This window comes from Pedobacter sp. UC225_61 (assembly GCF_044452285.1).
Classification (GTDB): Bacteria; Bacteroidota; Bacteroidia; order Sphingobacteriales; family Sphingobacteriaceae; genus Pedobacter.
Window position 1 is genome coordinate 2,100,833 of record NZ_JBIOAL010000001.1, and the last position, 22,072, is coordinate 2,122,904.

General features: G+C 34.0%; 16 protein-coding genes. 14 read left to right on the forward strand and 2 right to left on the reverse strand.

The features are described 5' to 3' along the window. Window positions 1-122 precede the first annotated feature (122 nt). The 11 genes from ACHMWN_RS09735 to ACHMWN_RS09785 all read left to right on the forward strand — a co-directional run bounded on the left by ACHMWN_RS09735 (window position 123) and on the right by ACHMWN_RS09785 (window position 18,006). A complete protein-coding gene (locus ACHMWN_RS09735) occupies window positions 123-1,964 on the forward strand; it encodes a glycoside hydrolase family 13 protein (RefSeq protein WP_397300265.1) in 1,842 nt (613 codons plus the stop codon). Window position 1,965: 1 nt separating this feature from the next. Further along, window positions 1,966-2,616 carry a beta-phosphoglucomutase gene (gene pgmB / locus ACHMWN_RS09740; protein WP_397300267.1) on the forward strand — a complete coding sequence of 217 codons (651 nt, stop codon included), beginning with the start codon at window positions 1,966-1,968 and terminating at the stop codon, window positions 2,614-2,616. Window positions 2,617-2,621: 5 nt separating this feature from the next. Next, window positions 2,622-4,946: a glycoside hydrolase family 65 protein gene (locus tag ACHMWN_RS09745; protein WP_397300269.1), complete on the forward strand. Its 2,325-nt coding sequence runs from the start codon at window positions 2,622-2,624 to the stop codon at window positions 4,944-4,946. Further along, window positions 4,943-6,763: an alpha-amylase family glycosyl hydrolase gene (locus ACHMWN_RS09750; RefSeq protein WP_397300272.1), complete on the forward strand. Its 1,821-nt coding sequence runs from the start codon at window positions 4,943-4,945 to the stop codon at window positions 6,761-6,763. The genes ACHMWN_RS09745 and ACHMWN_RS09750 overlap by 4 nt, the downstream gene beginning before the upstream one ends. 26 nt (window positions 6,764-6,789) lie before the next feature. Continuing rightward, on the forward strand, window positions 6,790-8,202 hold the full coding sequence (locus ACHMWN_RS09755; RefSeq protein ID WP_397300274.1) for an MFS transporter: 1,413 nt from the start codon (window positions 6,790-6,792) through the stop codon (window positions 8,200-8,202). A 23-nt stretch (window positions 8,203-8,225) separates the two neighbouring features. Further along, window positions 8,226-10,700, forward strand: a complete 2,475-nt coding sequence (locus tag ACHMWN_RS09760; protein ID WP_397300277.1) for a glycoside hydrolase family 31 protein — start codon at window positions 8,226-8,228, stop codon at window positions 10,698-10,700. Between the two features lie 324 nt (window positions 10,701-11,024). Continuing rightward, window positions 11,025-11,675 (forward strand): ATP-binding cassette domain-containing protein, encoded by a 651-nt coding sequence (locus ACHMWN_RS09765; protein WP_397300279.1) that lies wholly within the window; start codon window positions 11,025-11,027, stop codon window positions 11,673-11,675. Window positions 11,676-11,741: 66 nt separating this feature from the next. After that, on the forward strand, window positions 11,742-13,727 hold the full coding sequence (gene glgB / locus ACHMWN_RS09770; protein ID WP_397300282.1) for a 1,4-alpha-glucan branching protein GlgB: 1,986 nt from the start codon (window positions 11,742-11,744) through the stop codon (window positions 13,725-13,727). 104 nt (window positions 13,728-13,831) lie between these two features. Then, window positions 13,832-14,185 carry a DUF6717 family protein gene (locus ACHMWN_RS09775; protein ID WP_397300284.1) on the forward strand — a complete coding sequence of 118 codons (354 nt, stop codon included), beginning with the start codon at window positions 13,832-13,834 and terminating at the stop codon, window positions 14,183-14,185. Window positions 14,186-14,440: 255 nt separating this feature from the next. Continuing rightward, window positions 14,441-16,795 carry a PAS domain S-box protein gene (locus ACHMWN_RS09780; protein ID WP_397300287.1) on the forward strand — a complete coding sequence of 785 codons (2,355 nt, stop codon included), beginning with the start codon at window positions 14,441-14,443 and terminating at the stop codon, window positions 16,793-16,795. 83 nt (window positions 16,796-16,878) lie between these two features. Beyond that, window positions 16,879-18,006, forward strand: a complete 1,128-nt coding sequence (locus tag ACHMWN_RS09785) for an ATP-binding protein (RefSeq protein ID WP_397300290.1) — start codon at window positions 16,879-16,881, stop codon at window positions 18,004-18,006. A gap of 410 nt (window positions 18,007-18,416) precedes the next feature. Here ACHMWN_RS09785 and ACHMWN_RS09790 read toward each other — a convergent pair whose 3' ends face one another. Beyond that, on the reverse strand, window positions 18,417-18,647 hold the full coding sequence (locus ACHMWN_RS09790; RefSeq protein ID WP_397300292.1) for a hypothetical protein: 231 nt from the start codon (window positions 18,645-18,647) through the stop codon (window positions 18,417-18,419). 211 nt (window positions 18,648-18,858) lie between these two features. On the opposite strand from ACHMWN_RS09790, the gene ACHMWN_RS09795 reads away from it, so the two are divergent. Further along, window positions 18,859-19,353: a hypothetical protein gene (locus tag ACHMWN_RS09795; RefSeq protein ID WP_397300295.1), complete on the forward strand. Its 495-nt coding sequence runs from the start codon at window positions 18,859-18,861 to the stop codon at window positions 19,351-19,353. 111 nt (window positions 19,354-19,464) lie between these two features. Then, the gene (locus ACHMWN_RS09800; protein WP_397300297.1) at window positions 19,465-19,902 is read left to right on the forward strand and encodes a VOC family protein; all 438 of its coding nucleotides are present in this window, start codon (window positions 19,465-19,467) and stop codon (window positions 19,900-19,902) included. A gap of 54 nt (window positions 19,903-19,956) precedes the next feature. Here the strand turns inward: ACHMWN_RS09800 and ACHMWN_RS09805 are convergent, their stop codons facing one another. Next, a complete protein-coding gene (locus tag ACHMWN_RS09805) occupies window positions 19,957-20,790 on the reverse strand; it encodes an alpha/beta fold hydrolase (RefSeq protein WP_397300299.1) in 834 nt (277 codons plus the stop codon). Between the two features lie 197 nt (window positions 20,791-20,987). On the opposite strand from ACHMWN_RS09805, the gene ACHMWN_RS09810 reads away from it, so the two are divergent. Continuing rightward, entirely contained in the window at window positions 20,988-21,935 is a 948-nt protein-coding gene (locus ACHMWN_RS09810) for a retron St85 family effector protein (RefSeq protein WP_397300301.1), read from the forward strand. Window positions 21,936-22,072 lie beyond the last annotated feature (137 nt).

Sequence of the window (22,072 nt, forward strand, 5' to 3'; positions counted from 1 at the left end):
ATTAAAAAGCTTTCCGAAATATATTCGGAAAGCTTTTTTGTTTACGATTATATTTTAAAAAATCTTTGCGTTTTAACTTAAAAATTAACACTTTCGTTAGAGTTATATTAACCAAATATAAAATGATCAAGAAATTATTTCTTTTAACAGTATTTCTATCAGCCCAATTCCAAGTTCTTAAAGCGCAGATGGCTAGTTTGGAGAGAATTGAACCTCTCAATTGGTGGGTTGGCTTTAAAGATCAATCATTGCAATTATTGGTAAAAGGAAATCGAATTTCAGATAAATCTGTTTCACTTAATTATCCTGGAGTGAAGCTGGTAAGTGTTCAAAAAGTTGAAAACCCTAACTATCTATTTGTGAACCTGCAAATTTCTTCAGCTACAAAATCGGGAACGTTCCCAATGACTTTTACTAAAAAGGGCGAAAAAGCAATTAAGTATACTTACGAGTTAAAATCTAGAACAAATCATACTGAGGGGGTAACTAATAAAGACCTTATTTATTTAATTATGCCAGATCGTTTTTCTAATGGTGATCCAAGCAATGATAAAATAAATGGGATGAAAGATATGACTTTGAATCGCGATTCGATGTATTCTAGACATGGAGGTGATATTCAAGGGATTATCAATAAGTTACCCTATCTACAAGAGCTAGGTATAACTACACTTTGGCTAAACCCAGTATTAGAAAATGATGAATACAGAACATCATATCATGGTTACGCTAATACAGAAAATTATCAAATAGATCGACGTTTTGGTAACAATGCTCTTTATAAAAAGTTAGTAGATGAATGCCACAAACGTGGGATGAAAATGATTAAAGATTTAGTGCATAACCATATTGGAGATCAGCATTTTTTATTTTTAGATCCGCCTGCAAAAGACTGGTTTCATCAATGGCCAAAATATACTGGTACTACTTATAAAGATCAAGTTTTATTTGATCCATATGCATCAAACGCTGATAAAAAATTAATGACTGATGGTTGGTTTGATCATCATATGCCAGATGTAAATCAACAAAATCCACTAGTAAAAAAATACATTACGCAAAGCCATATTTGGTGGATAGAATATGCTGGTTTAGATGGATTTAGATTAGATACGTATGCATACAATGATCTGAAATTTATGGCAGAATGGGCAATGGCAATTACTAGAGAATTTCCAAAATTCACATATTTCGGAGAAACTTGGGTTCATGGAACTGCTAATCAAGTTTTTTTTACTGAAGGAAGTACAGTTAATCAGCATTTTGATACCGGTTTACAAGGTGTAACCGATTTTCAAACCTATTTTGCAATTAATGAAACGTTAACTGGAAAATTCGGGTGGACAGAAGGCGTGAATAAGTTGTACACCGTTTTAGCAAGTGATTATCAATATAAAGACCCAACTAGAAATGTACTGTTTTTAGATAACCACGATACAGATCGATTTTTATCGAAAGTTGGCGAAGATTTTAATAAATATAAATCAGGTATTATTTTATTGCTTTCACTTCGTGGCATTCCTGAAATGTATTATGGTACAGAGATTTTGATGAAAAATTTTGCAAATCCAGATGGTAAGGTGCGTGATGATTTTCCGGGAGGTTGGACAGGAGATAAAACAAATAAATTTACCGCATCTGGAAGAACAGAAAAAGAGAACGAAGCATTCGATTTTGTTAAAAAACTAGCTAATTACCGTAAAAATAATTCCGTTTTACAAACTGGTAAATTGATGCAATACGTTCCAGAAGATGGCATTTATGTATATTTTAGATACAATAATGAAAAAACCATAATGGTGGTATTGAATACGAATGACCAAGCTAAAGATTTAGTAACAAGCCGTTTTTCAGAAAGAATTGGAAAGCATCAAATGGGATTAAATATCATAACTGATCAAAAAATTCAAATTGATAACATAAAACTACCTGCTAATACATCTTACATCTTTGAATTACAATAATATGTCTAACATAAAAGCGTGTATTTTTGACCTTGATGGCGTTATCGTCGATACGGCAGTATATCATTATAAAGCCTGGAGAAGATTGGCTAATCAACTTGGATTTGATTTTACAGAAGAACAAAATGAAGAACTAAAAGGCATTAGCCGAATAGAGTCCTTAAAAATTATATTAAATTGGGGTGGTGTAAGAAAAAGTGATGATGAAATGCAGGAATTAGCTACCTTAAAAAATACCTGGTACGTTGATATGATTACTAAAATGACGCCCAAAGAAATTTTGCCAGGTGCTAAGGAATTTTTAATGTTAGTAAAAGCAAGTAATTATTTAACTGCTTTGGGTTCTGCTAGTAAAAATTCGGAAACAATACTAAAACAAATTGGCTTAACACATATGTTCGATGCTTTAGTAGATGGAAATAAAGTGACCAAATCAAAACCAAACCCTGAAGTTTTTTTAGTTGGAGCGCAAGAATTAGGAGTTAAGCCAGAAGAATGTGTAGTTTTTGAAGATGCAATTGCAGGAGTTGAAGCCGCCAAAAGAGGAAATATGAAAGCAGTTGGTATTGGTAAAACTGATGTATTAAGAAATGCAGATTTAGTGATAGAAGGATTGTTTGAAATGACTATTGAGAAATTGGAGAATTTATAACTAGAATGAAGAATTATATCAAATATAACGAGTGGCAAATTATTGAAGAGGGATTTGATCCGCAGTTGAACAAAATCTCTGAAAGTATATTTAGCCTAGGTAACGGGAGAATGGGTCAACGTGCCAATTTTGAAGAGCAATATACTGGAGAAACTTTACAAGGTAATTATGTAGCTGGTGTTTATTATCCTGATAAAACTCGCGTAGGGTGGTGGAAAAATGGATATCCTGAATATTTTGCTAAAGTATTAAATGCCACTAGTTGGATTGGAATTCATATTATAGTTAACGGTGAAGTACTCGATTTAAATACCTGCACTGTTTCAAATTTTAGTCGTGTACTAGATATGAAACAGGGAACACTCACTAGAAAATTTATTGCGGAATTAAAAAAAGGGAACGTTCTCGGTGTAGAAGCAATTCGTTTTTGTAGTTTAGTTGATGATGAAGCTGGAGCAATTAAATACACCATCACTCCACATAATTTTGATGGGAAGATCACAATTGAATCTAATTTAGATGGAGATGTAAAAAATCAGGATTCAAATTATGATGAAAAATTTTGGACTGAAATAAGTGCTAAAGAGCAAGATGATTTTGCATTGCTTACCATGGAAACCAAAAAAACTGCTTTTTGGGTAAGCTCGGGTATTTACACAGAGATTCATCAAGATGATGTTGCTTTAAATATAAAACCTCAATTTTCTACTAAAGAAAAAAAGGTAACTCAGTTGTTTTCTATTAATGTTAAAAAAGATCAAGCAACTACCATTTATAAATATGCAGTTAATCTTTCCTCAGAAAATTACGATAAGGCAGAACTAGAAAATGCTGCGGTTAATGTTTTAAAAACTATTGTCGCTAAAGGATTTGATCAAATGCAGAAAGAACAGGCGAATGCTTGGGCTACTAAATGGAAGAACGGTGATGTAATAATTGAAGGTGATGTAGCAGCTCAACAAGCAATTCGTTTTAATATTTTTCAATTGCACCAAACTTATACAGGTGAAGATGCTCGGTTAAATATTGGTCCCAAAGGATTTACAGGTGAAAAATACGGCGGTTCTACCTATTGGGATACTGAAGCGTATTGTTTGCCTTTTTATTTGGCAACGGCACCACAACAAGTTTCTAAAAACTTATTGATTTATCGTTACAATCATTTAGAAAAGGCGATTGAAAATGCAGAAAAATTAGGTTTTAAAGACGGAGCTGCGTTATATCCAATGGTAACCATAAATGGCGAAGAATGTCATAATGAATGGGAAATTACTTTTGAAGAAATTCATAGAAATGGTGCCATAGCTTTCGCCATTTTTAATTATATCCGATACACTGGAGAGCAAAAATACTTAGCAGAGTACGGTTTAGAAGTATTAATTGGTATTGCTCGTTTTTGGGCACAACGCATCAATTGGAGTATTGAAAAAGAAAAGTATGTAATGCTTGGTGTAACTGGTCCAAATGAATACGAAAATAACGTTAATAACAATTGGTATACCAGCACAATTGCAACGTGGTGTTTAAAATATACAATGGAGGCAATTGCTCAAGTTAAAGCAGATAATGAAAAGAAATTGGATCAAATATTGAGCAAAACCAATTTCAATTTAGCTAAGGAAACTTCGCATTGGCAAGATATTATCACTAAAATGTTTTATCCTGAGGATGAAAAATTAGGTATTTTCTTGCAGCAAGATGGATATTTGGATAAAGAACAAGTTTTAGTAAAAGATTTACCTGCAATTGATCGACCATTAAATCAAAAGTGGAGTTGGGATAGGATTTTAAGATCATGTTTCATAAAACAAGCTGATGTTTTGCAGGGAATTTACTTTTTTGAAGAAGATTACGATTTGGAAACTATCCGTAGAAATTATGATTTTTATGAACCACGTACTGTACACGAAAGTTCATTATCGCCCTGTGTACATGCTATTATTGCTGCAAAACTTGGCGATTTAGATAGAGCATATGAGTTTTATTTGCGTACATCTCGCTTAGATCTTGATGATTACAATAACGATACGGAAGATGGTTTGCACATTACTTCTATGGCTGGAACGTGGTTGAGTGTAGTAGAAGGTTTTGGTGGAATGCGCATTAAAAACAATCAATTACATCTTCATCCGGTGTTGCCAAAAAAATGGAAATCTTATGCGTTTAAAATAGGTTTCAGAGAAGCGATAATTACCGTTAAAGTAAATCAACAAAAGGTGAGTTTAAATAATGAAAGTGAAAAAATGTTAACCTTAAACATTTTTGGCGAAGACCATGTTTTACAAGCTAACGGAGTTTTAGATCTGGACACACAACTTACCATCAATTGAAAAACGGTATCAAAATAGCAGTATTGATGGTCATTTGTGGCTTATCTGCTTACGGACAAAAAAATAATTTGCAAATGTTAGATTTAAATCAAACCACCAAAGAGAAAATCGAAAATAAAAAGTTGGTGATTTATCAAGCACTTGTCCGTTATTTCGGTAATAAAAATACCACCAACAATTATTACGGTTCAATTGAAGAAAATGGGAGCGGAAAATTTAATGATATTACTGAAAAAGCGTTATCGGAGTTAAAAAAGCTGGGTGTAAATTATGTTTGGTATACAGGTGTAATTGAACATGCTACTATGACAGATTATTCATCTGCTGGAATTAAAGTTGATGATCCGGATATTGTGAAAGGAAGGGCGGGTTCACCATACGCCATTAAAGATTACTATGATGTTGATCCAGATTTAGCGGTTAATGTTAAAAATCGAATGGCAGAATATGAGGATTTGATAAAGCGCACACATCATCAAGGACTAAAAGTTCTAATGGATTTTATTCCAAATCATGTAGCGAGAACCTATCATTCTGATGCTAAACCAGCCAATGTAATAGATTTAGGTGTAAATGATGATGTCAGCAAAGGTTTCGCTACTACAAATGATTTCTACTATATTCCAAAGCAAAAATTTAGTGTTCCTGCAGGATACAATCCAGGGGGAAATGAATATAACAGTTCGCTAAAAGATGCGAAATTTGAAGAGAATCCAGCTAAAGTAACAGGAAATAATGTATTTAATGCTGCTCCAAAACTAGACGATTGGTTTGAAACCATTAAATTAAACTATGGTGTTGATGTACAAAATAACAATACCAAACATTTTGTACCGCAACCTCCTGTTTGGAAAAAAATGCGAGACATTTTGGCTTTTTGGGCTTCAAAAGGAGTAGATGGTTTTAGATGCGACGTAGCAGAAATGGTGCCTGTAGAATTTTGGAATTGGGTAATTACAGATTTAAAAAAGAAATACCCAAACCTAACCTTTATTGGTGAGGCTTACGATAGAAATCAATATAAAGAGTTTTTAGTGAATGGGAAATTCGATTTCTTGTACGATAAGGTTGGTTTATACGATGGACTAAAACGCTTAATAACTAACGATAGTGCTGCGACTGTAAAAGACATCAGCTTTGTTTGGCAAAAAGAAAGTAATGGGTTTTCTCAGCACATGTTACGCTTTTTAGAAAACCACGATGAAACTCGAATTGCTTCTAAAGCATTTGCTGGAAATGCATGGTATGCTGTACCTGGAATGGTTGTTACTACAACATTATCGTCTGGTCCTGTGATGATTTACAATGGCCAAGAAGTCGGCGAACCTGCAAATGGTACAGAAGGTTTTGGTGGTGATGATGGTCGAACGTCAATTTTCGATTATTGGGGAGTACCACAACATCAAAAATGGATGAATGATGGAGCATTTGACGGAGGAAAACTAAATGAGGATGAAAAAAAGTTGCGTCAGTTCTATAGCAAATTGTTAAACCTAGCATCCACAAACGAGGCAATTACTAGTGGTAATTTTTATGAACTTTTAGAAGCAAATAAAACCTCAAAAGGTTTTAACAATAAAGTTTACGCATATTTAAGATATACAGCAAACAAGCGAGTTTTAGTCTTAACAAATTTCAATAGAAATGAAGTTAAATTAACTATGAATTTGCCAAAAGATGTACTAGCAGCATTTAATTTAAGTGGCAACATCACTTTTACAGATTTACTATCAGACACTAAATTTAAAACTGAAAATATAATTAATGGACTCAATATTACAATGGCTGCTACGAGCGCAGTCATTTTAGAGTTTTAACCATTCGACTAAACCAACTATAAACCATGACCGATTTTTCACGTAAACCAAAACTTTCATTTTGGAGCATTTTTAACATGAGCTTTGGCTTTTTGGGAATTCAATTCGGCTTTGCCTTACAAGGCGGCTTTATGTCTCGAATTTTTCAAACACTGGGTGCAAGTCAAGATAGTATACCTGCTTTGTGGGTCGCCGCACCATTAACGGGGTTATTAGTACAACCCATAATTGGTTATTTGAGTGATAGAACTTGGAATCCAAGATGGGGAAGAAGAAAACCATTCTTTTTAATAGGAGCGGTACTAAGTACAGTTGTTTTGTTTTTCTTGCCAAACTCTCCAGTATTATGGATGGCAGCAGGATGCTTGTGGGTTTTAGATGCATCCATCAACATTACAATGGAACCATTTAGAGCTTTAGTTGCCGATAAATTACCAAATTCACAACGCTCGTATGGTTTCGTAATGCAGACTTTAATAATTGGTGTAGGTACATGGATTGCCAGTAATTTACCTTGGTTGGTTAATAAATTGGGAGTTTCAAACGAAGCTCTACCAGGAATTGTTCCCTTATCCGTAAAAATAGCTTTTGCAATTGGCGGAGTTGTCTTTTTAGGTTCGGTTTTATACACCATTTTCACTACTTCAGAATATCCACCAGATGATTTAGAAGAATTTAAAAAAGAAAATGAGCAGAGTAAAGGCTTTTTAAACGGATTTAAAGAGATCTTTTCAAGCATTAGTAAAATGCCTAAAACAATGAAATTATTAGGCATAATTCAGTTTTTTAGTTGGTTTGCTTTTTTTGCCATGTGGAGTTTAGCTACGCCAGCATTAACTACACACGTTTTTCATGCACCAGCTCCCATAGAAAGTGCTTTTAATATGGCCGATGAAACCTCAAAAGCTTTATTTATGTCAGCAAGTAAAGCATATAACGATGCAGCCGATTTAGTAGGATCTTACATGGGTATGTACGGTTTATCTTCGATGGCTTTTGCGCTGCTACTTACTTTTTACGCTGCTAAAAAAAGCATCAACAGAAAATATATCCACATGTTTAGTTTAATTGCTGGTGGATTAGGGTTCATTTCAATGTACTTTATTCAAGACCCACAGCAGTTAATTTATTCGTTTATTCTAATAGGAATTTCATGGGGCAGCATACTTTCTATGCCTTATGCTATGTTGTCGAGTGCTATAAATCCTAAAAAAATGGGGATTTATATGGGGATTTTTAATATGTTTATTGTAATTCCGCAAATTATCGCTGCAACAGGTGGATTAAACTATTTATACCACTTAATTTTTGGTTCAGCGGTAATTAATGCAATGTTATTAGCAGGTACTTCTTTAATTATTGGAGGCTTAGCTAATTTTTTAATTACCGATAAGAAAGTAATTACGCATCAGGTGGAAGATACAGAAGTATTAAGTTAAGCGTACAACAGCAGTTTAGATTTATGGAAGAAGAAACGAATAGTGAAGAGAAACAAATTTTAGCAGAAACAATAGGATCGCAAACAGAAGAAGAAGTTATTCAGCATCTTAACAATCCAGTAACTAGTTTAAAGCCAATAGTAAAACAATATTTAACGGCGGTAAAAGGAGTTAAAAAAGAAGGGAACAAGTTTTATTTTTCTGATGGAAATGCTAGGGTAGAAGTAAGGGTTGTAAGTGATGAAATCATTAGAGTACGATTAGCTCCTCATGGTGTTTTCTTAGATGATTTTTCTTATGCAGTCCCAATAGTAGATCAAAAAGTAACCACATTTAAATTAGAAGAAAGCGAAGAGTATTACGCTATTTCTACCAATACCGTAACCTGTAAAGTTAAAAAAGAAGATTTTTTAATTTCTTTTACAGATAATACAAGTGGTACAATTATGACTCAAGATACTTCTCCAATGCATTGGGAAGAAAACGTAGAGTTTGGAGGGTATTATGTTTACGCCACAAAAGAATGTTTGCCAGAAGAAAATTTCTTCGGTTTAGGAGATAAATCAGGCAACATGAATTTACGTGGCAGAAAATTCCAAAACTGGAATACAGATGCCTATTCTTTTGGTTGGGATCAAGACCCCTTGTACCGTACAATTCCTTTCTACATTGGCATACATCAAGGTGCTGGCTATGGAATTTTCTTTGATAATACATTCCGTTCTTATTTTGATTTTGGTAAGGAAAACGGTGCTAAAACCAGTTTTTGGGCAGACGGAGGTGAATTGCAATATTATTACATCCATGGCCCACACATGATGGACGTGGTGAAACGTTATCAAACCCTAACGGGAACACATCAATTACCACCAAAATGGGCTTTAGGTTTTCATCAATGCCGTTGGAGTTATTATCCAGAGAAAAAGGTCAGAGATATTGCAGAAAGTTTTAGATCACATCAAATTCCTTGTGATGCCATTTACCTCGATATCGATTACATGGATGGTTATCGTTGCTTTACTTGGAATAAAAAATACTTTCCAGATCCTAAAAAGATGATCAAAGATTTATTGAACATTGGTATGAAAACCGTGGTGATGATAGATCCAGGAATTAAAGTAGACGATAATTATTGGGTATTTAAAGAAGGAAAAGAAAACAATTACTTCTGTCGTAGAAGCGATGATTATTTTATGGAAGGTCATGTTTGGCCTGGTAGATGCCAATTCCCAGATTTTACCAATCCAACGGTAAGAGAATGGTGGGGAGGTTTATATAAGGAGCTTGTAGATTTAGGTGTGGCTGGAGTTTGGAACGACATGAACGAGCCAGCAGTTTTTGGTGCAGGAACTTTTCCAAATGACGTAAGACATAATTACGATGGTTATCGTGGCTCTCATCGTAAAGCACATAATGTTTACGGTATGCAAATGGTGCGTTCTACGTACGATGGGTTAAAGAAATTGCAACGCAATAAACGCCCTTTCACCATTACGAGAGCTGGTTATTCTGGTATGCAACGTTACGCCTGTGTATGGACAGGAGATAACGTAGCTACATGGGAACATTTAAAATTAGGCAACATTCAGTGCCAACGGATGTCAGTTTCTGGTGTGCCATTTTGCGGAACAGATATTGGCGGTTTTAGTGGAGAGCCAGATGGGGAATTGTTTACAAGATGGATCCAATTAGGTACTTTTTCTCCATTTATGAGAGCACACTCTGCAGGTGATACTGCCGAACGCGAACCTTGGAGTTTTGGAGAACCCTTTACCAGCATCAATCGTAAATTTATTGAGTTAAGGTATCGATTAATGCCGTATATATATTCGGTTTTTTGGGAGCATCACCGTTATGGGTTCCCAATTTTAAGACCGTTGGTAATGCTAGAGCAAGATAAAATCAGCAATCATTATCGTCAGGATGAATTCACATTTGGAGATAAGATTTTAGTTTGTCCAGTATTAGAACAAGGCGCAGTTTCTAGAATTGTGTATTTACCTAAAGGACAGTGGTACAACTTCTGGACTCATGAATTGTTAAATGGAGAAAATGAATACACTATTGCTGCTCCATTAGAAGACATGCCTTTGTTTGTAAGAGCAGGATCGGTAATTCCAGAATATCCAGTCATGCAATATGTTGGTGAAAAACCGATAGACGAAGTTTGGTTAAATGTGTATTATGCAGATTACGAAGTGAATTCATTCTTATTTGAAGATCATGGAGATACATTTGCGTACGAACAAGATATTTATTTAGAGAAGAAATTCAGTGTAAAAGGTGATGGCAAAAACTTATTTATCAAGCAAGATACAGAAGGTTTGTATACACCAAACTATGAATTGTACGATTATAATGTAATCGGTTTGCCTTTTACTGTAAGTAAGATTTTTGTTGATGATAAAGAAGTAACAGATTTTAATATCGATGAACGCAGTAGGTTAAGATTTAAATCGAATAAAAACTTTATACATATTAAGATTATAGGAGCATAAAATTTTTAGAAATAGAACTATGTACAAGAAATTGATATTCATTTACAGTCATCATTTCAAACTAGTTCTATTTCTTAATTGCTGCTTAAGTCTATTCTTCGCTTATTTATTCCTCCAAAAAGGATTTGATAAAATTCCTTTATATAATTTAGCCATAGCCTTTAAAATAGTAGCTTATTTAACAACTTTGGGCATTGAAAAGTTATTGTTTGCACAACGAGCTTTCTATTACCGCAATTTGGGGTTAAGTTATCGCAAATTATTCTCCACCTTTTTCGCTATAGATTTTGTCCTTTTTCTTATTCTATTAATAGTTGCTTTTATATGCAGGAGCTTTATATAGATAGTGTAAATCATCGCTATGGTGGTAATGAGGTATTAAGTAGCGTTTATTTGAGCTGCAAAGTTGGTGAGGTTGTCGGCTTATTAGGGCGAAATGGCTCAGGGAAATCAACTTTATTAAAAATCATTTTTGGCAGTATACAACCAAAGTTTAAACACTTAAAAATTGATGGCGAATTTAAGTTAAAAGGGTACTTAACACATCAAGTTTCTTATCTCCCACAGGGATACTTTATTCCACACTATTTGAAAATTAAAGACCTGATCGATTTATATATTAATCGGTACAAAGAACAAATCCTCCAACTAGATGTTTTTAAATCGAACTTAAATGAACCTATTGGAAATTTATCTGGTGGAAACAGAAGATTGGTCGAAGCTTTATTAATTGTATACAGCGATGCTAAATATGTATTGTTAGATGAACCTTTTTCTCAGTTGGCACCTTTATTAGCAAATGATTTGAAAGAACACATTTTTAAGTTGAAATCCGAAAAGGGGTTTATTATTACAGATCATTATTACCGTCAAATTATGGAAGTTTCATCTCGCATAATTTTGCTGCACAACGGGTGTAATTATGCCATTAACAATGAAGATGATTTAAGATTGCATAACTATTTACCCAAATAATAATTCAATAAAAAAGGTTAAGCTAGTATTTAAACAAGTAAATTAGGAGGTGTAAATTTTCGAACTATGGCCAACACAAAAAAAGGTACCCCAGTTAAAAAAACAAAGGCAGCAATAATAGAAAATCCATTTACAGATTTTGCTAAAAGTGTTTGGGTTCATAGTTTACTTACCGATTTCGATATCTCTTTATTTGTATCAGGAAAGCACTTTCGTTTATACGAAAAAATGGGTGCACACCTCTGTACTGTCAATAAAATTAACGGAACCTATTTTGCAGTTTGGGCACCTAACGCACAACAAGTTGCAGTTATAGCTAATTTTAACGGTTGGAATAGAGAAAGTCATCCACTCAATAAGCGTTGGGATGCATCAGGTATTTGGGAAGGATTTATTCCGCATGTGGGCAAAGGCGAAGTATACAAGTATTATATTAAAGGTTTTGATGGTACAGATTTAGAGAAGGGAGATCCATATGCCTTACGTTGGGAACATCCCCCACAAAAAGCATCTATTGTTTGGGATACAGATTATACATGGAAGGATAAACCATGGTTAACCAAACGGCCCAAGCTCAATGCGCTCGACCAACCCATGTCGGTTTATGAATTGCATTTAGGTTCTTGGCAGCGTGACCCAAGTAATCCAGAAAGGGTATTAAGTTATGGCGAAATTGCTAAAAGCTTAGTTCCTTACATTTTGGAAATGGGTTTTACACATGTAGAACTTATGCCAATTATGGAGTATCCGTATTACCCATCTTGGGGATATCAAATTACAGGGTATTTCGCAGCAAGTTCCAGACATGGTGCTCCACAAGATTTAATGCACTTAATAGAAGAGTTACATAAAAACAATATCGCTGTCATACTCGATTGGGTTCCATCACATTTTCCAGGAGATGCAAATGGATTATTTAATTTCGATGGTACACATTTGTTTGAGCATGCCGATATGCGTAAGGGTTTTCATCCCGATTGGAAATCTTACATCTTTAATTACGATAGAAATGAAGTTCGCTCTTTCTTAATTAGCAATGCACTATTTTGGATAGATAAATACCATGCGGATGGATTACGCGTAGATGCTGTAGCATCTATGTTGTATTTTGATTTTTCGAGAACAGCCGAAGAAGCTGGAACAAATGAGTTTGGAGGAAGTGAAAATTTAGGGGCTATCCAGTTTCTAAAAGATTTAAATGAAGCAATTTATGGTCAATATAAAGGCGTACAAACCATAGCTGAAGAAAGCAGCACATTTGATGGTGTAACACGACCAGTGTATGCAGGTGGTTTAGGGTTTGGTATGAAATGGATGATGGGTTGGATGAACGATACCTTAAAATATTTTAAAAATGATCCGATCAATAGAAAGTTTCATCATCATCAGTTAACCTTCAGCATGACGTATGCTTTTACAGAAAACTTCATGTTGCCTTTTTCGCATGATGAAGTGGTGCATGGCAAATCATCTATGATTTATAAAATGCCTGGAGATGAATGGCAGAAATTTGCTAACCTACGTACACTTTATGCGTATATGTTTACACATCCTGGCACTAAATTGTTGTTTATGGGCAATGAATTTGCGCAAACCAACGAATGGAATTTCACAGAATCATTAAACTGGGATTTATTACAACATGCCCCGCATGCAGGAATGCAACAATTAGTGAAAGCATTAAATTTGTTATATAAAAAAGAGCCAGCGTTATACAAATACAATTTTTCTTACGAAGGCTTTGAATGGATTAATGCAGACGATGCAGATAACTCGGTGTTTATTTATGCGAGAAAATCTGATAAAGCAAAAGATACCTTGGTTATTGTACTTAATTTGACGCCGGTTTACCGAGAAAATTTCAGAATTGGTATTCCGATGAAAGGTAAATGGAAAGAAATTTTTAATACTGATTCCACAGAATTTTATGGTAGTGGGAAATTAAATATGGAAACTTTTCCAGCAGAAAGTATTCCTTTCAATAATCAAAAACAATCTGTTTCAATTAATATACCGCCATTGGGTGTGGTTATTTTTAAAAAAGGAGTTTAATTATAGAAAAATTTACACTATCGTCATGCTGAATTTATTTCAGCATCTTTTCAGCAACTAAGACCCTGAAATAAATTCTGGTGAGGACTTGTCTAATAAATGAAATGGTAAGAAGAAACTTCGAATTTTATAAAAACGAAAAAAACGAATGGTATTTAAACTTACCAGAATGGAATGGAGATCCTGAAGATTTACAAATGGTAGAAGGTGCCGATAAATGGTTGGATTTAGTCAGCAACAATGTATCAACTGTAAAACTCACACTTTCCGACAAACAATTTGACAGCGCCGAAGTCCTTACGCTTTTACGTATCCGTGAAGAAAACTTTGGTGGTGGTGGTATTTATTTTTTAAAATCCTATCAAGATAAAGAAGTAGGACTTAAACTTTGGCTATGCGAAGTAACCAAATTTGTTTTTAATGCTATTCCGCAGAAAATTTATTTTAGTAAATTATAATAAACGTCATACCCAATTTAATGAGGTATCGTAATGCAAGAGCAAATCTTTTTTATCTCTTTAAGATCCCACATTAAACAAACAAATTACAATACCAACACCTATCTATAAGCCCCAAATTATAAAAAAAACACCAACCATATTTTTTTATTTGTTGTAACTGCATTTAACCAATTTTAGTATATTAGCCTAGTAAAGAACGCTCAAAATTATAAGTTTCATGTTGGTAGTCAAAAAAGGTCTTTTTTAATAACGATGGAGAAGAAACCTCATAAGCTATCTAGTTGGTTTTTGTATAGACCTAAAACCTCAGGGTTTATCTTCTTCCTGTTTTTACTGAGCCTTATCGGTTTAATTGTTAGTCAACGTTACCAACTCTTTCAAGAAAATAAAGAACGAGAAATTGCTAATATCCTCGATGGCGTAGAGCAAAACATAGAGCAAACGTTAAAAAACAGTTATACCGTTGCACTCACTCTAGCACTTACGGTAGATAATAACGGTGTTCCTCAAAATTTTGATGAGGTTGCCAAACAACTCATTATCTCAAACCCAGATTTACAAGCCGTACAATTAGTGCCAAATGGCGTGGTTAAATATATATATCCCCTAAAAGGAAATGAAAAAGTACTTAATCTAGATCTTTTTAAAAGTCCACCAAGAACAATACTCGAAGCGAAAAAAGCAATTAAGAGTAGAAAAATGTATTACCAAGGGCCGGTGAAACTTACACAGGGAGGAGTTGGCGTAGTAGGTCGTTTACCCTTATTTATAAACAACAAATTTTGGGGTTTCTCAGCAGTAGTAATTAAACTTGATAAGCTATTTAAATCAGCTGGTATTGATAACAATAAGTACGAAGATTATAAATTTCAATTTTCTAAAGTAAACGATCTAACGAATAAAGAAGAGTTTTTCATTCCTTCTACCTACGATTTCACCAAACAACAATCTAAAGCGATCAACTTTCCAGATGGCGATTGGAAACTATACGTTGTTAACGTAAACCCTTACAGTAGTTGGGTACAGTTAGTAAGTGCTGTTCTGTTTGGTTTAGGTTTAACAGGCTTATCTAGTTATTTATTAACTCGATTACTCAAAAAACAAGCACAATTACAAGGGAAAGTTTCAGATCAAGCCTCGCAATTGCTAGATACAGAAAGTAAGTTTAAAAACATTTTTGATCATGCTGCTATTGGAATAGCCAGAATAGATTCAAAAACTGGTCACGTTTTAGAGGTAAACGATTACTTATGTAAGTTTTTAGGCTATAGCGAAGCAGAGTTGATGACTAAAAAGATTAAAACCATTATTTATCCAGATGACTTAGATGAAGATAGAACACTTTTTAAACAATTGTTAAGCGGAAAGATTAGGCACTCTAATACTGAAAAAAGATATTTAAAAAAAGATGGTAAAGTAAGTTGGGGCAATGTAATTATAACCCCTTTATGGAACGAAGGCGAAGAACCAAGCACTCATATTGTAATTGTAGAAGATGTTACCAAACGCAAACTAGAAGAGCAAATTTTAATTGCCTCGCAACAACGTATCGAATCGCTTATTAACACGGTTGATGGAATAGTTTGGGAAGGTAACCCCAACAATAGCACCTATACGTTTACCAGCAAGAAAGTGCAAAATATTTTAGGATATACACCTAAGCAGTTTATGAATATCCCAAACTTTTGGTTTAATCATTTGCATCCAGATGATCAAGAAAGGGTAGAAGCCTTTATTTCTAAAAGCAATAGAGAAGATAAACAACGCGACTTTGAATATAGAATGATTGCAAAAGATAAGTCCATCGTATGGATTAGAGATATTGTAACCATTATTAAAGAAGATGATCATTCTATAAAATTAAGAGGTATTATGATTGATATTACCAATCAGAAACACGCCGAAGAAGCACTAAATAAATCATTTCAATTGGTAACAGAGCAAAACAAGCGCTTACTTAATTTCTCTTACATCGTTTCGCATAATTTACGCTCACATTCTAGTAACATACAAGGCATTTCTAACTTGATAGAGAGCGCTAAAACAGAAGACGATAGAAATGAAATGATCCAGCTACTCAAAACTGTAGCAAATAACCTAAACGAAACTCTATTTAATCTCAACAACGTAATCAATATTCAAACCAGTATAGATATCATTGTAGAACCCTTAAATCTGTACGATTACATTATTAAAACACTCGCTACACAAAATGCGCAGATATTAGTAAAACAAGCTACTATTTTAAACAAGGTAGATGAAACTATAGAGATCATGTACAATAGAGCGTACTTAGAAAGTATTCTGTTAAACTTAATCTCTAATGCCTTGCGCTACAGTCATCCAGATAGGAAACCTGTAATTTCTATTACCTGTTTTGAAGAAAATGGACAAATGGTAATGCGCATGTCGGATAATGGAATTGGAATAGACTTGAAAAAATACGGTGATAAAATGTTCGGAATCTACCAAACCTTTAATGGCAATGCCGATGCTAGAGGATTTGGTTTATTTATATCAAAAAACCAAGTAGAAGCAATGGGTGGGAAAATTGAAGTAGAAAGTGATTTGAACAAAGGCACAACATTTAAAATTTATTTTAAATAAAAGATGCATTTAACTAAATGATTTCTTTAATATTGAAATCAATAATTAATCCCTAATCTAAGTAGCGCTCACTACAGATTACTATGGAGAAAACCGACAATTCAGACATTTTAAGCATTTCAAAAAATAAATTTGACGAATACCTGTTACTAAGTAATTTCTTTACAATCTCTGCAGATTTGCTATGTATAGCAGGTTTTGATGGCTATTTTAAAAGAATAAATCCTGCAGTAATTAAATTATTAGGCTATACCGAAGAAGAGCTAATGGCAAGCCCCATTAACGACTTTGTTTATATAGACGACAAAGATATAACTAACGACTCTCGTAAAACTGTATACAGCGGAACCTTATTAAGTAATTTCGAAAATCGCTACGTGACTAAAAGCGGAGAAATTGTTTGGCTTGCCTGGACATCTATGCCTTTTACAGATCAAAAATTAGTATTTGGTATTGCCAAAGATGTAACGCTTAAAAAGCGAGAAGAGGAAGAACGGAATGTATTAATTGCTAACCTAAGTAAAATTAATAAAGACCTACAAAGCTTTACCCAAATGACATCTCATGATATGAGATCTCCGGTAAATAATATAGTTGCTATCTCTCAGCTCTTAGATCATGCTAAAATTGAAGATCCAAAGACGGTAGAATTGGTGGACATTTTAAAATCTACCAGTGAACATCTGCATCATACAATTAATAACTTTGTGGATGTGATGATTAAAAACGATAAGTTAAGCGTGCAGTTAGAGGAATTAAACTTAACTAATGTGTTGCATACCGTAACTAAATCTATCAGTTCATTGCTGCTCAATGCCAATGCGCAACTCGAAAGCGATTTTTCTGCGTTTAACACTATAGAATTTAATAAATTGTATTTAGAAAGTATTTTCCTGAACCTAATTACAAATGCTATTAAATACGCCAATCCTAGCAAACCGCCTTTTATTAAAATCACTGCCGTTATAACGGATGGAGTACACCAATTATTAATTTCGGACAATGGTTTGGGTTTTGATATGGATAAAGTAAAAGATAAAATTTTTGGGATGTATCAGGTGTTTCATGAACATGAAGATAGCAAAGGCTTGGGCTTACACTTAGTTTACGAACACATTACCTCATTAGGTGGTAAAATAGAGGTAGACAGTTGTTTGAATGAAGGAACAACATTTACCATTTCTTTTAAAGAAAAAACGCTTAACACATAAAGAATAGAGCGAAGCGATTGTTGCTATGTGGTTCATAAACATCCTACTCGTCTTTTCGAGCGTAGTCGAAAACCACAATTGCTCAGCGAAGCTAAACCTTTAAAGTTCAAAGATTTCTCCATTCCGCGTTGCTCCAGCCGAAAGGACGATGGCTTAAACCCACAAACTACTCCTAAGAACGAGGATCGGCCTTGTAGCATCCCGAAGGAGAAAGCATTAAAAACTTCCCCACAAAACGTTCAAGAACTACTATCCAAAACAATGAGCCAGTTCGATCCTTCATCGAACCTGCTGCTTGTTGCCGAAAAAGTTTTAATCGCTTAATCCGAGAGATGATACACAGCCTTGATCTTTTGTTTCTTTTCTATCAAGAGAAAAGAAAGAGCCTTAGCGGCGGTGAGCTAAAAACATTAACCCTCATCAGTCTTTGGAGCAATACCTTTATCCACATCTAATGTATAAGAAGGTTCCGAAGCATCAAAAGCTTGTTTAAGTATTTCCGTATCAGGTTGTTCCTCTTCGTCTGCAATTAGATTTTCTTCATCCAAACCATTCGAATGTATATCTTTCTGACTTTGTTGATCCTCCGCTTCTGAATTTTCAGAATCATCAAGAGGAATAGTATTTTCTGGAGTTATCATAATTTTATTTTTTAGATTAAACAGTAAAAAAGCACAGTTGTTTCAACTTCTATTCAGCTTTTCGTTTTTTTAAGAAAGGAGTTGTCATGTTAACTTAAAATTTAGCACGCATTAAATTTTAAAATTACTCTACAATTTTAGTATAATATTTTATAACTTTAAATCAACGCTCTCCGATTAAGTATTTGTTGGTACAAAAATCTAACTCCCTATGATAGATAAAACAACACCAATTAATGTAATACGATTTGACGTTAACCCTAACCCTGATCTTGCACAGGGTAATAAAATTGATTGTAACATTGATTACGATTTAGATAAATCACAAATTACAGGACAAAACTATTTAGTGCTCCACTGGCAACTCGTGGCCTATGATCAGCTAAACAATGTTCTAGTAAACTACTGCTCATCAAGAGTATGTACACTCACCATTACGACTAAACAGGAAGATTTTGTTTCTTTAATTAATTACCTAAACAATTACTATTTTGAAATTGCGCTAGACTTTGAAGAGAAGTTGCCAAACATTAGTAGCTTTAATTTTGGGGACCTTAGCACGCTACTAAATGAAACAGCCAGAAAGATAATCGTAAGTTTAACCAATCTTGGTATTTACCATAAACTTCCACGAGTAGAAATTCACGTTTTTAACGCAATGCAACAAAAACGTAGTAAAAAATCAACAAAAAAGATCATCCACTAAGTTAAATCTGATCTTGTTTATTCACAAGCCGACTGCAAACTTACTAGCAATACATTTTTTATGTAGCCGTATTTATAATAACTTTATGGTTCAAACAAACAACAAACAAACATGGCACAAATAAATCCATATTTAACCTTTGATGGTAATTGCGAAGAAGCATTTAATTTTTATAAATCAGTATTTGGTGGCGAATTCCCTTATATAGGTAGATTTAACGAGATGCCGCCAATGGAAGGTCGACCTGAACCATCAGCAGAAGAAGGAGCAAAAATAATGCATGTATCTTTACCAATTAGCAAAGAAACGGTGTTAATGGGGAGCGATACTTCTGAAGCATTCGGACAAACAACCATAGTTGGCACTAACATTTCCATCTCTATTAATACCGATAGCGAGGAAGAAGCAGATAAATTATTTAATGGCTTATCTGCAGGAGGAAAAGTGACCATGCCATTGGAAAAAACCTTTTGGGGAGCTTATTTCGGTATGTTTACCGATAAGTTTGGCATCAATTGGATGGTGAACTACGATGAGCCTCAATCCTAAAAGAGATTAATAGTAAAAGGAGCAGAGCTGAGATTTTAGCTCTGCTTTTTTATTTTACTTACCGCTTAAAAATTCATTGAGCACCGCTACAAAATACTGTAAAGTTTCAAGATTTGGATTGCTGGTCATAATCTCGCCCATATAACTTCCATGCGAACCAGGTACAATCGCTAAATGGCCATTATCAAAAAGACGATACATTTCTACCGCATGTTCTGGTGTTGGCAAATCGTGGTCGCCAATTAAAACCAATACAGGCGTTTTAATTCTTTGTAAATCTTCTGCCTTCCAATCTTTAAACGTTTGCATCCGTTGCGAATCTTTAGTGAACATATTCATCAGCGCTGCGGGATTGTTATTGATCTTCAGGAACTCATCTTTGTACACTTGTGGCATATCGCTAAACTTGGCATGTGCCATTCCTTCCCAAAAGCCAGCAGGAGCACCACTCTTTTTATAAAATGCAGAAGCCACAATTAATTTATTCACACTGTTTGGATGACGCATTCCAATTTCCATTGCTGTTTGTCCGCCATTGCTAAACCCAAAAATATCGGCTTTGGCTATGTTTAAGTGTTTTAATAAAGTCGCCACATCATCAGCATCTTGCTGAAAGGTTTCTGGCGCATCGCGATCTCCCGAATGTCCATGTGCTTGTAATTCTACGCCAATAACTTGATGTGTTTTTGCTAAGAAAGGAATAATTCTGCCAAAAGTAGTATGTAAGGTAGAACCTCCACCGTGAATTAAAACCAATGGCTTCCCTGTACCATGAATTTCATAATACATTTTTAAACCGTTTACAGTTGCATATTTTCCTTTAGTTTGCGCTTGTGATACATTCATGGTAAGGATAGTAATTAGGAAGAGTAATTTAATGATTTTCATGATAGCTGGGTTTACTACAATTTGAAAAGGATATTTTGGAGGTAAATAATATATAGAATTATTAAATTTCGAATTTTACCTGCCTGGGGTAATAAAATATTTAATATAATTCGAATATAGCAGTTATTAAAATGATATAACTTTATCCCTAAAGTTCATCTAAACTATTAACTTTAAGTTTAAAAAAGTAGATTATAATGCAAAAAAAAACGGGGTTAAGTAAAGGAGATTGTAAGATTATAGCCTCAAAAATTCGAAAAGATATTTTCGAACCAGCAAGGACATATAAAATCAGCATTTTCTTATGTGGAAAAGCAATATCGGACAAAACAAGTCTGAGATTTAGAATTGCTGATATCTTAGAAAATAGATTGTGGTATTCTGGGAATTATGATTTAGTTTATCCAGAAGATATTTTTGAGGAACTATTATACAGCTCTGCATCTTCTGATTTGCTTTCATTGGAAAACTTACTTGCAGATAGTGTTGATGTAGTAGTTGTGATTCCTGAAAGTGCTGGCTCTTTTGCTGAATTAGGTGCTTTTGCAAATAATGAAAATCTACGAATTAAAATGTTATGCATCTTAGATATAAAATATAAACGGGATAAAAGTTTTATTAATCAAGGGCCAGTAAAACTTGTCAAGAGGACTAATAAAGATGGAGTGGTTTATATCGATGAAACAAAATTAGGAAAATCTACTACAGGATTGAGTGCTCTTTTCTCTTTAGAACGTGATACAGAAGTTGATAAAATCGTTTCATCTCTAAGAAAAATAAAGAGAAATAATATAAAAAAGGATAATAGAATTAGTCTATTACAGCTTGATAGGTTTTTAATACCAGCAATTTTTTTACTAGAACCAGTTTACAAAACTGAACTATCTAAAATAGTTTCATATGCTATTGAGGATGAAAATAATTCAAAAAGCTCAACAGATGCAATATTAACAGTATTAACAAAAAAACGGTTTATAGAATCTACTTCAGAAGGATTTAGACTAACCGCATTAGGTAACCAAGAATTTTTAAGTTATAGAAATGTAAGTCATAGAAATAAAAATGCAAAAAAAGTACTTGCGATCGACGACTTAAGGTTAGAAATATTAAATTTGAAAAATAGAAATAAAAAATTGAGGGCATAATTTTTTTAGACGTTAAGTAGAGTTTAACTTTACTGATACGAGTGGGTGTTGTTCCGGCACCCGAGTTTTAAACTTATGTTTATTTTCTAAAATTATAAAGTGAATGGACTCGCTACCTCGCCATCCCCTTTATAATT

Bases quoted from the DNA above. Each gene is read 5' to 3' on its own strand.
- pgmB (WP_397300267.1), top strand. From the start codon at position 1,966: ATGTCTAACATAAAAGCGTGTATTTTTGACCTTGATGGCGTTATCGTC.
- ACHMWN_RS09785 (WP_397300290.1), top strand. From the start codon at position 16,879: ATGGAGAAAACCGACAATTCAGACATTTTAAGCATTTCAAAAAATAAA.
- glgB (WP_397300282.1), top strand. From the start codon at position 11,742: ATGGCCAACACAAAAAAAGGTACCCCAGTTAAAAAAACAAAGGCAGCA.
- ACHMWN_RS09760 (WP_397300277.1), top strand. From the start codon at position 8,226: ATGGAAGAAGAAACGAATAGTGAAGAGAAACAAATTTTAGCAGAAACA.
- ACHMWN_RS09755 (WP_397300274.1), top strand. From the start codon at position 6,790: ATGACCGATTTTTCACGTAAACCAAAACTTTCATTTTGGAGCATTTTT.
- ACHMWN_RS09745 (WP_397300269.1), top strand. From the start codon at position 2,622: ATGAAGAATTATATCAAATATAACGAGTGGCAAATTATTGAAGAGGGA.
- ACHMWN_RS09805 (WP_397300299.1), bottom strand. From the start codon at position 20,790: ATGAAAATCATTAAATTACTCTTCCTAATTACTATCCTTACCATGAAT.
- ACHMWN_RS09800 (WP_397300297.1), top strand. From the start codon at position 19,465: ATGGCACAAATAAATCCATATTTAACCTTTGATGGTAATTGCGAAGAA.
- ACHMWN_RS09795 (WP_397300295.1), top strand. From the start codon at position 18,859: ATGATAGATAAAACAACACCAATTAATGTAATACGATTTGACGTTAAC.
- ACHMWN_RS09775 (WP_397300284.1), top strand. From the start codon at position 13,832: ATGGTAAGAAGAAACTTCGAATTTTATAAAAACGAAAAAAACGAATGG.
- ACHMWN_RS09790 (WP_397300292.1), bottom strand. From the start codon at position 18,647: ATGATAACTCCAGAAAATACTATTCCTCTTGATGATTCTGAAAATTCA.
- ACHMWN_RS09765 (WP_397300279.1), top strand. From the start codon at position 11,025: ATGCAGGAGCTTTATATAGATAGTGTAAATCATCGCTATGGTGGTAAT.
- ACHMWN_RS09810 (WP_397300301.1), top strand. From the start codon at position 20,988: ATGCAAAAAAAAACGGGGTTAAGTAAAGGAGATTGTAAGATTATAGCC.
- ACHMWN_RS09780 (WP_397300287.1), top strand. From the start codon at position 14,441: ATGGAGAAGAAACCTCATAAGCTATCTAGTTGGTTTTTGTATAGACCT.
- ACHMWN_RS09735 (WP_397300265.1), top strand. From the start codon at position 123: ATGATCAAGAAATTATTTCTTTTAACAGTATTTCTATCAGCCCAATTC.